The following is a 10,409-nucleotide window of genomic DNA, read 5'->3' as shown; positions in this document are numbered from 1 at the left end:
TCCCGCGGAACTCGCACCGCTGGCGCGGCTGGCCGATTGCGGATATCTGCCGGTCATTGCGCCATGCGTTTCCGGCCTCGGCGCTACCTCGGCTACAGGTGATCGTCGATGATGCCGGAACACTCGCGGCCGCATGCGGATTCGAGCGGGTCGACGACAATTCCGAGTTCGCGGTCCTCGTCGAGAACGGCCGCATCACGACGCGGGCCGAGGGCCGGGGCGCAGGCAAGGCCGCCGCAACCGAATACGCGAGTTCATCGGCTCCGGACCGAGCGTGAGTCTTCCAGGGTGTCGAACGTTTTCGCCAGCGCCTGACAGGCACCCGCGCCCGTCGCCCGCGCCACTATCCGTTCGCCGTCGACGAATACCGCACTCTCGGTGTCGTCGTCGACGATATCGACTCCGCACGCGCGTGCGATTTTGCCGGATTCGTCCAGAACCACCTGCATGCCGGGAACCGCGGGGCACGGAAATGCGCCGCGCAGCGATCGGCTGATATCGCTGACCGCGAGGCGAGCCAGCTGTGCCACCTCCGTTCCGTCGGCGGTGGCCATCGCGATCGTGGTGCGACCTCCGCTGGGCTGGACACGCAGGATATCCGCGACCGCGCCGAGCTTGTTCATCCCGAGTACGGCGACAACGTTTACGCCCGAGAGATCCGCAGCCACAGTGTGGACCAGGTCGCGGCAAGGTGGTGGAATCCAAGGTTCGTCGACACCCGCCACCGCGACGGCGTCCGCCGTAGCCCGGGTGGTGTCGTCGATCCGGTGGTGCACCATCTGCTCGCATGCGGCGATCACTTTCGCTCGGTCCACGAATTCCGGTGCGACAAAAGACAATTGGGTCGCGCCGTAGAGCAGGGTGATCACCGATTCGGCGATGCCGAGCCAACGGCCGGGCAATACGGACCCGTCACCGCCGTCGAGGCCCGCCAGCGCCAAGCCGAGGAGGATGGCGTCCAGTTTGATCAGCTGCACGAACGAGCCGCGCAGACATTCGTCGGCGACGAGTTCGGGGATGAGGTCGTGGGCCAGCATCGGTGAGCGCAGCTGCGAGACGCCGCCCACCGGATAGTTTGCCGAACCGGGGAGCCGGTCGACCCAGGTCCGGGCGAATCGGCCGATGGCCGCCACCGGGGTCCGGGCCGGGCGACCATCCAGCAGTTCCGGCGCCTCCTCGGCCTCCGCGGCCAGCACCGCCAGGTACAGCGCCCGCTTACCAGCGAAGTTGGAGTACACCGCGCCGCGGGTGAGGTCCGCGCGCTCGGCGATGTCATCCACGGTCGCGCCACGAAAACCGCGTTCGGCGAATTCGGCCTTGGCCGCCGCTAGGACCCGGTCGCGATTGCGTTGCTGCAATGCGGCTCTGCTCTGACGACCCATCGGTTCTCCACCAACCGTTCTGTTCGTTTACAGATGCGCATACCATCCAAATGTTGATACCATCTCAATGCTACGTGCGACTGAGTACGAGCGAGGCGGGCATCGAAGGACGGGTAGTGGGCATCACCAGGTACGAATCCGGGTCGCGAACCGCGGCCACGGTGCTCGACGAGGCAAGGCGGCTGGTCGAGCCCGCATACCGCTCCTCCCTGGACCGCATTGCCCCGCCGATTCGAATGATCGTCGGCTACCACGCCGGCTGGCTGGACGCCACGGGTCGGCCGAGCAAGCAGGTCGGCAAGTCGATCCGTCCGGCGCTGGTGCTGGCATCCGCCAAAGCCGTGGCGGCCGCAGAACCACCACAGGGTGTCACCGAGGCCGTCGCCGTCGAGCTCGTGCACGATTTTTCACTGCTGCACGACGACCTGATGGACAGCGACGAGCAGCGACGCAACCGCCGAGCAGCCTGGTCGGTCTTCGGCGAACGCGGCGCCCAGCTCGCGGGAGATGCGCTACTGGCCATGGCGATCAACGAGATGGTCGGCCGCCCGGGCATCACGCTGCTGTCGAAAGCCCTCGACGCCCTATGCAACGGACAGGCCGCAGATATCGAGTTGGAACACCGCGAGACCGGCGGGCTCGACGAATCCCTCGCCATGATCGAGTCGAAGACCGCGGCGCTGTTGTCGTGCGCCTGCGAGATGGGCGCGATCGCCGGTGGCGCCGACCAGGAACAAGCCAGAGCGCTGGCCGAATTCGGACACCATCTCGGCATCGCGTTCCAATTGATCGATGACATGCTCGGCATCTGGGGCAATCCGAGCGTGACCGGTAAGCCGCTGTACCCCGACCTCGCCAACCGCAAGAAATCCCCGCCGATCGCGCGCGCACTGGATTCGACCGGGCCCACCGCGGATGCGTTGCGCGAGTTGTATCGAGACGTCGGACGAGATACCGAAACGCTGCACCGCATCGCCTGCCTGATCGAACTCACCGGAGCACGCGAGTGGGCGGAGCGGGAAGCTAGGCGGGAGCTCGACGCCGCGTTGGACTGCCTCACCGGAGTATCCGCCGACAATGCCACCGAGGATCTTCGACTACTTGCCGCGATGATGACGAGCAGGTCCGCATGAAGAACCCGATCGAGTCGATCCCGCTAGCTCCGAACACTGTCCCGATTCTCGGTCACGGCATCCGTTTTCTCACCGACCCGATCGGATTTCTGTCGTCACTCCCCACACACGGCCGCCTCAGCCGAGTCCAATTGGGTCCGCTGCCGGTCGTGGTGGTCTGCGATCCCGAATTGGCCCGGGTGGTGCTCCTGGACGACCGCACCTTCGACCGCGGCGGACCGCTCTACGATCGCTCCCGTGAGGTCGCGGGCGATGGCATCGGAACATGCCCGCACAGCAGGCACCGCAGACAGCGCCGCCTGAGCCAACCCGCGTTCCAACCGGGCCGTATGCCCGGATACTCCGAGGCCATGGTCGACTCGATCGAAGATGTGATCGGTTCCTGGCAGGACGGACAGCGGATCCAGCTCGGCGCGGAAATGTCGAAACTCACTGTCCGGGTTGCGGTTCGGACGATGTTCTCCTCGTCGTTTCCGGAGACCTCGGTTCAGCAGGTCGCCGATGATTTCACGACAATTGCCGGCAGCATATTCCGGCGGATGGTGCTGCCACCGGTGGCCAATCGACTGCCGACACCGGCGAACCGGAGCTACTACCAGGCCCGGAACCGACTGCGGGCGGTTGCCGCCGAACTCATCGAGCAGCGGCGGGCCGACAATCACGACCACGGTGACCTGCTGTCCTCGCTGATGCGCGCCCGCGATCCCGACTCCACCGGCGCGCAGGTCGCGATGACCGACGAGGAACTGATCGACCAGGTATTCACGTTCCTGTTCGCGGGTGCGGAAACCACCGCGAGCACATTGACATGGGCGCTGTATCTGCTCGGACGAAATCCGGAGATACGACGGCAGGTTCAGCAAGAGGTCGATACCGTGCTGAACGATGACACGGCCCGCTACCAGGATCTGCCGAACCTTCCGGTCGTCAATCGGGTGGTGACCGAAACGCTGCGGTTGTATCCGGCCGGATGGTTGCTCACCCGGGTGGTTTCGGCGGATACCACCCTCGACGGCGTTCCGCTCCCGGCGGGCACCACCATCGCGGTCAGTCCGCACGTCATTCATCGGCGCGATGAAATCTATGAGCGGGCAGGCGAATTCGTGCCCGATCGGTGGATCGGCGCAGAGCCGGACCGAACGCTGTTCATATCCTTCGGCGCCGGTGCGCGACGCTGCATCGGCGACCAGTTCGGACTGGTCGAGGCCAGTTTGGCACTGGCGACGATCGCGGCACGCTGGCGCATCGCTCCGCTGTCGACTCGGCCCGTGCCCGTATCGCTCGCGCATCTGCCCGCACCGACGAAACTCGGCATGCGGGTGTGGCGTCGAGATCCGGTGGCCGTCAATGCATCCGCATCGGGAGCCGGGTAGATAGCTATGGCCGCACTCCCCGAAGCGGCCGCGCGCCGCAGGGTCGGCATGCTGACCAGCGGCCTACTGCGTGAGTTCCACATCTGCTGGTCGTTCAGCGCAGGCGATCTGACGGCAACCGTTGTACCCGCGACGACCTTCGCCGTCGCCGCATGGGCGAGCACCCATGCGGGTGTCGCGGCACTACCGCTGGTATTGGCCGAATGTCTGGTCTATTTCTGGCTTTACATCTACACGTTCAACCTGTCCAACCAACTGACCGGGATCGAGGAGGATCGCCACAACAAGCCGCACCGGCCGCTCGTCGTCGGACTCGTCACCCCGCAGGGCGCCAAGTGGCGGCTGGTCTGGGTCACTGCCGCCTTCCTCGCGCTTGGTGCGGCACTGCAGGTCCTGGAATGGACGGTGCTCTGGATAGTGGCGTGGGCCTTCCACAATCACTTCGGCGGTGCCCGCGCACTGTGGGGCAAGAATGCCGCGATGGTCGCGGGCACGATCGCCCAACTCGCGGCGGCCTGGCAAATCGTGACTCCCCTGACGCCGGCGGCCTGGACCTGGATCGCGGCGATCGCCATACCCCTGAGTGTGCTGGTATCCCTGCAAGATCTGCGCGATATCGACGGTGATGTGGCAGTCGGAAGACGCACCGCCGTAGTGGTTTTCGGGGAGCAGGCCTGCCGCCGGTTCTTCGCGGCGGCATTCGTGATCTATCCGGTTGCCATGTATTTCCTCGTCTATCGGGACGCACCGGCCCCCGCGGCACTGCTCGGAGTGGCCGCGGCGCTGCTGTCCTTCGTCATCGCCTACCGCGTACTCCGGCGGCGCGATCGCCGTGCCGACCACACCACCTACCTGCTCTATACCTACTGGTACTGCTTGACTCTGGCCAGCGCGATCCTCGCTTTCGGAACGTAATCCTCGGCAGGACGCGCCCACGCAGATCCAGGGAGGGATCGGATTACCCGAACCGGATGAGCGCGGCCTGCCCTCGAACACCGCTACGCCAGCGGCACCGACTGCGGCCTCGGTGTCGCGCCTGTGAGTATTCGAGACACGGTGTCGGCAACGGTGCCCGGTGATCACCATGTGTTCCCAGCTTAGGTTTGCCTGAACATTTCGGCAATCCGATTGGGGCACAATATCATTGGGGGGTGTGTACATTGTGATCGATCCCAGGGCGGGTGCGCGAGGCCCGGCGGGGTGGATTCCGGCGATTATTGGGGTCATTCACATGGGTCCCGGTCGCCGGTTGGGCGCGGCTCCAACTTCGCAGTGAATGGTGGGCAACACGGGTGCGGCCTCGCATACTTGCGTTTATAGGGGTTTCCCGCCGACCCGAGCTGTTCGAACCGGCCGACGAGAAGTGCATGAGTTGGTTACCGACATCATCGATGTGGGCGCGGAATTCGCGATCGCCCGGCAAGCTCTCTGGGATCTGCTGCTCGAACCGCAGACCTATCCACGGTTATTCGCCGGCATCGGCGGCTGCGAACGCGTGGAATCCGGTACCGACAACGGCATTCTGGAGGTGCGGGTCGGTACCCCGGAATCCGGAATACGCACTCATCAGGTGCGGTTCCGGGTGTGTCGCTGGTACGAGAGTTTCGAACTGGAGTGCCTCGGCACCGGCAGTTTCGCCTCGGTTCGCCTGCGCGGCGACGAGGAGCGCACCAAGATCGTCATCACCCTGTTCGCACCGGGCCGGATGCATCCGCTGCTGCCGAAGCAGTCCAATGCCGCAGTGGTGGCGTGGGTCGAGAGCGGATTGCGGCACGCGGTCGACGTCATTCGCGGCGCACACACCTCGGTAGCGGTCAATGCCGAGAATTCACCGCTGCGGCGGCAGGTAGGTGTGGCCAAGCAGATCATGAGTACCGGTGTCGCGCGGCCCACCAACCCCGCGACCAGCATCAAACAGGTTCGCTCCCTGGCGAAATGGGGTTTCAATCTAGCGGGCGGGTATGCGGCGGGAGCCGCGCATTCGCCGGATCGGATCGCTGTCGTCGACGACTCCGGTACCCGTACCTTCGGTCAGATGCATGAACGCACGAATGCGCTGGCCGGGGCCATGGCAGCCCCGGGGCTCGCGTCCGGTGACGCGGTGGGGTTGCTGTCGCGCAACCACGCGGGCATGGTCGAAACCATGGTCGCCGCCGGGAAACTCGGGGTCGACGTCGCCCTGTTGAATGCGGGGCTGTCCGGGCGGCGCATCGAGGAAATCGTGCAGCGCCACCGGCTTTCGGCGCTGTTCGTCGACGGTGATCTGGAACAACTGGTCCGCTATCTGCACACCGATCTGCCGCGGTTCAATACCGATGGTCGCCCGCCGGTACCGGGGCGTTCCACCATCGACGACCTGATCGCCATGGAGCAGTCCGAATTTCGCATCCCGACACAGCCCGGCAGGCTGATCGTGCTGACCTCGGGAACCAGCGGCACACCGAAGGGCGCGCGCCGCCCCCATCCGAAGGGTTTCGGCGCCATCGCAGCGCTGCTGTCGCGGATCCCGCTCGCAATGAATGCGGCGATGCTGATCCCGGCCCCGCTGTTCCACACCTGGGGTCTGGCCGGGCTGCAGCTCAGCACGGCGCTGCGTGCCACGGTGGTGTTGCCGGAGCGGTTCGACGCGCAGGACTGTCTGCGCCTGGTCGCCGAACACCAGGTCGAGAGCGTGATCGTGGTGCCGACGATGGTGAATCGCATCCTCGACCTGCCCACCGCCGTGCGTGCTCGCTACGACACGTCCAGCCTGCGCACCGTGATCAGCTGCGGCGCACCATTGGCCGGGGCTACCGTGCTGCGATTCATGGATACCTACGGCGAGATCCTTTACAACGTCTACGGTTCCACCGAGGTCTCCTGGGCCACCATCGCGACCCCCGACGATCTGCGCACCGCACCGACCACCGCAGGGCGACCGCCGCTCGGCACCAAGGTCGCGGTGCTCGGTCCGGATCAGCGGCCGGTTCCGGTCGGTGTCACCGGGCATATCTTCGTCGGCAACCACATGCTGTTCGACGGCTACGTGAATGCGGCGCCACCCGCCGAGGCCGACGGCATGCTCGACACCGGGGACCTCGGCTATCTCGATGTCGCGGGCCGCATGTTCATCGCGGGACGCGACGACGAGATGATCATCTCCGGCGGTGAGAATGTCTTCCCACGTCCGGTCGAGGAGGCGCTCGCACATCTGCCGCAGGTCAGCGAGGTCGCCGTGGTCGGGGTCCCGGATACCGAATTCGGGCAGCGCCTGGCCGCCTTCGTGGTGAAACGCGAAGGCTCGGGCCTGGATTCGGATATGATCCGGTCCTACATTCGCAACCGGCTCAGCCGTTTCTCCGTACCGCGCGATGTCACCTTTCTCAATGCACTCCCCCGTGGCGAAACCGGAAAGATTCTCAAGCGGCTGCTCATCGGATCCGAGCCCGGCGAACCGTCTCCATTGGGCACCACCGGCTCTGCCTGACCCTATGTGGGTTCCTGCGACGGTACGGGCAACGCCAGGGTCGGCACCGCCATGGCGATGGCGACGACCGCGATGGCCGCCAGCATGACAACGCTGCCGTCCAGGGTGTGGGTGCGGAAGAACACGACGCTGAGCAGTGCGAGCCCGACCGCATTGCCGATCTGCTCGATGGTGGGCAGTTGCCCGGATGCTTCGGCCATTTGGCGCTGCGCCAAACCCGCCAGCATCAGCGGTTGCACTTGCACACCGAACAGACCGACCCCGAATCCGGCGATGAAGACCGGGCCGAGCGCCAACGCGAGATTCACCTCGCCTGCGGTGAGCCGCAGATATGCCGCGCCGAGTGCTACACAGCATCCGTACATCGCAATGCCGAATGCGAGTGCCCTTACCCCCCAACGCTTTACCAGCAGCATCGAGGCAAGGGCACCGGTGCCCGCGCCGAGTGCGAATGGCGTCATCGCCACACCGGTGCGCAGTGCGGACCAATGCAATTCGTCCTGCAGGGTGATCGATACGGTGAAGACGAATGCGGTGAACAGGCCGAAGAAACTCGCCACCAACGCGGCACCGATGGCGAAGCCGCGATCGGCGAACAGATCCAGGCGCACCAGCGGACTGCCGCCGCCCCGGACCAGCCTGCGCTCGTAGACGAAGAACACCGCACCCAGCGCGAAGGCCGCGGCGATTGCGCCGAAAGGCCATGGCCGCCAACCATTCTGCTGAATGTCCGCGAGGGCGGCAAGTAGGGCGAACAGGCTCACGGTGGACAATGCCACGCCGCCCAGGTCGAGACGATCGCGTTCCGGTGGCCTGCCGAGGTGCAGATATTTGAAGCCGAGAACGAAGGCGAGCACGCCGATGGGCAGATTCATCAGGAATATCGAATGCCAACCGAGTCCGCCGATATCGGCGGTGACCAGCGCACCGCCGAGGATCGGCCCGAGCATTCCGGCGAATCCGGCGGTCGCACCGTAGAGCGCGAAGACCTGTTGATGTCGATTCGGCGGGAAGCTCGCGATAAGGATGGCAATGGTCTGCGCCGCCATCCCGGCACCCGCGACCCCCTGGGCGATTCTCGCGATTACCAGTTCGGCTGCGCTGGTGGACATTCCGCACCACACCGAGGCCGCGGTGAATGCCGTGACCGAGACCAGGAATACAGCGCGGCGGCCGAAGATGGCGCCGATCCGCGCCGCGGTCAGCAGCGTGCACGCGAAGGCCAGCGAATAGCCGGAGACAACCAGCACCTGCGCCGATTGCGAGGCCCGCAGGTCTGCGGTGAGATTCGGTAGTGCGGTATTGACGATGGTCACGTCGATCATCTGCATGAATACCGCGATGAGGCAGCCGGTGAAGGCGAGCCACGCGTGGAATTCACCGCCCGCCCGCTCGTCGGATCGTCGTGTCCCGATCTCCGTCACAGTTGATCCTCCCGAACGCGGGCAATCGAACGCGATGACGGTAACGAACAATCCGGTAGCTACCGCAGGTCAGCGATAAAGACTCCCTCAACACACAAGCCGACCGTCACCCATCTTGTGAACCGGCCCAAGTCGAGGCTCGGCCTTCGGCCCGATCAGGCCGACAGGTCGGTCGACTCGGCTCGCGCCATCTTCACCAGCATGTCGTGCAACTCCTTCGCCAACTTCCCCGCCCGATCCCCGTGCAGCGCGACATCGGTGAACGCATCGAGCAGGGCGAGGCTCGGATCCAGTGGGTTGAAGGTGAGATCAGCAGTGCCACGCAGTGATTCGGTAATCAGTCGGCGCTGCGCCTCATGCCTGGCCCGAAAGTCCCCCGCGACATCGAGCGCACAACCGAACTCACGCACAACTGCTGCGTATACCGGGCGATCGGCATTGCGCCGCCGCCGCAACCACCTGCGCGGCCGCGTGCCCCCGGCCTCCGGGACCAGAGTCGCCAAGGCCCCACCATCGAGCACCATCCAAATCGCCGACGCATCGGACTGCGGCAGCACCGGAGACGGCCCGCCCATTGCGGGCGCACTATCGTCCGGATCGGTAATCCGTATGCCACGCAAGGCAATCGGATACCTGGTGAGCATGTCGTCCACCGCTGCCGTCACCTCCCGGACAACATACTTGTCGACATTCGGCCCATCGAATCCGATGATGTCCAGACCATGCTGCGCCGCCAACTCGACAGCGGTCGTCGGTGTCACCGAATCAGCGGAATCCCCACTGGGGCAAGGCATCTCGACATCGGGATATTGTACCGTCGCGGATTGCTGAACGTAGACCGGCAACGGTATCGTTTCCGGCTCCAACTCCTCCGCTTGCGGCCACACCACCTCGGATTCTCGAGCATAGACCGGCACTGGTACCGAGTCGGGTCGTCGAACGTAGACCGGCAGCGATACCGAGACAGGTTCTTGGACGGGCGCCGCCAATGGTGGCTCCTGGACGTCCGCCGGTAGCTGCGGCGTCCCAGGCTCCAGAGCGTCCGCCGGTAGCGGCACCGCTGCGGGCTCGGCGACATCCGCCGGCAACGGCAGTGCCCCGGGCGCCTCAGTGTCCACCTGCGGTTCCACAGACTCGGGATTCGAGATGTCGACCGATAGCGGCTGAACATCGGGCCCCCGAAGATCCGCCGATAGCGCCTCCGCCGCTGGGGTCGCGACATCAGCCGGCGACAGCACCTCCTTGTCCAGCGGCGCGCGTACCGTCGCAAGTTCCGAACCATCGGCCACCCGCGCCCCTGCATCCGGTTCCCGAACATCTGTCGGTAGCGCCACGGCCGCGGGCTCGGCATCATCAAGCGATTGCGGCGCACCATCCGGCCCGCCGACATCCACAGCCTCTCGCAGTACCGTTTCGGGTTCTCCAGTATCCACCGGCAGCGGTGTGGCCAGGCGTTCCTCGACATCCACCACCACGAGCTCCGCAATATCCGCCGACAGCGGCAGAGAGCTCGGCGGCCGAACGTCCGGTGGCGAAACCCACTCCGGCGCTTGAATATCCGTCGACGGTAGGATCGCCTCCGGATCAGCGGCATCGCCTAGCAGACCACTCGGTGCCGACACGACTTCCGG

Annotated in this window: 8 protein-coding genes; 5 read left to right on the top strand and 3 right to left on the bottom strand. The window is 65.4% G+C overall.

The features are described from left to right. Window positions 1-278, top strand: a 278-nt coding sequence (locus ON44_RS50215) for a hypothetical protein (RefSeq protein WP_218007570.1), incomplete at its 5' end; no start/stop codon positions are given. On the opposite strand, the gene ON44_RS14870 is transcribed toward ON44_RS50215, so the two are convergent. After that, window positions 255-1,382 (bottom strand): TetR/AcrR family transcriptional regulator, encoded by a 1,128-nt coding sequence (locus tag ON44_RS14870; RefSeq protein ID WP_040690353.1) that lies wholly within the window; start codon window positions 1,380-1,382, stop codon window positions 255-257. The genes ON44_RS50215 and ON44_RS14870 overlap by 24 nt on opposite strands. Window positions 1,383-1,456: 74 nt before the next feature. On the opposite strand from ON44_RS14870, the gene ON44_RS14865 reads away from it, so the two are divergent. The 4 genes from ON44_RS14865 (at window position 1,457) to ON44_RS14850 (ending at window position 7,354) form a co-directional block, all read left to right on the top strand. Beyond that, window positions 1,457-2,515, top strand: coding sequence for a polyprenyl synthetase family protein (locus ON44_RS14865; RefSeq protein ID WP_218007569.1), 1,059 nt, complete (start codon window positions 1,457-1,459; stop codon window positions 2,513-2,515). Continuing rightward, complete coding sequence (locus tag ON44_RS14860) at window positions 2,512-3,888, top strand: cytochrome P450 (RefSeq protein WP_051182034.1); 1,377 nt, start codon at window positions 2,512-2,514, stop codon at window positions 3,886-3,888. Before ON44_RS14865 ends, ON44_RS14860 begins: the two co-directional genes overlap by 4 nt. A gap of 6 nt (window positions 3,889-3,894) precedes the next feature. Continuing rightward, a complete protein-coding gene (locus ON44_RS14855; RefSeq protein ID WP_040690351.1) occupies window positions 3,895-4,803 on the top strand; it encodes a UbiA family prenyltransferase in 909 nt (302 codons plus the stop codon). A gap of 457 nt (window positions 4,804-5,260) precedes the next feature. After that, window positions 5,261-7,354, top strand: a complete 2,094-nt coding sequence (locus ON44_RS14850) for an AMP-binding protein (RefSeq protein ID WP_040690356.1) — start codon at window positions 5,261-5,263, stop codon at window positions 7,352-7,354. A 2-nt stretch (window positions 7,355-7,356) separates the two neighbouring features. Here the strand turns inward: ON44_RS14850 and ON44_RS14845 are convergent, their stop codons facing one another. Beyond that, the gene (locus ON44_RS14845; RefSeq protein WP_040690350.1) at window positions 7,357-8,778 is read right to left on the bottom strand and encodes an MFS transporter; all 1,422 of its coding nucleotides are present in this window, start codon (window positions 8,776-8,778) and stop codon (window positions 7,357-7,359) included. 155 nt (window positions 8,779-8,933) lie between these two features. Continuing rightward, on the bottom strand, window positions 8,934-10,409 hold a 1,476-nt coding region (locus ON44_RS14840; protein WP_040690346.1), incomplete at its 5' end, for a hypothetical protein.

It is taken from the genome of Nocardia vinacea NBRC 16497, from assembly GCF_000308835.1.
GTDB lineage: Bacteria > Actinomycetota > Actinomycetes > Mycobacteriales > Mycobacteriaceae > Nocardia > Nocardia vinacea.
The sequence above is the reverse complement of the archived record's forward strand: the minus strand, read 5'-3'. Positions and strand labels throughout refer to the sequence as shown.

Bases quoted from the DNA above. Each gene is read 5' to 3' on its own strand.
- ON44_RS14870 (WP_040690353.1), bottom strand. From the start codon at position 1,382: ATGGGTCGTCAGAGCAGAGCCGCATTGCAGCAACGCAATCGCGACCGG.
- ON44_RS14855 (WP_040690351.1), top strand. From the start codon at position 3,895: ATGGCCGCACTCCCCGAAGCGGCCGCGCGCCGCAGGGTCGGCATGCTG.
- ON44_RS14860 (WP_051182034.1), top strand. From the start codon at position 2,512: ATGAAGAACCCGATCGAGTCGATCCCGCTAGCTCCGAACACTGTCCCG.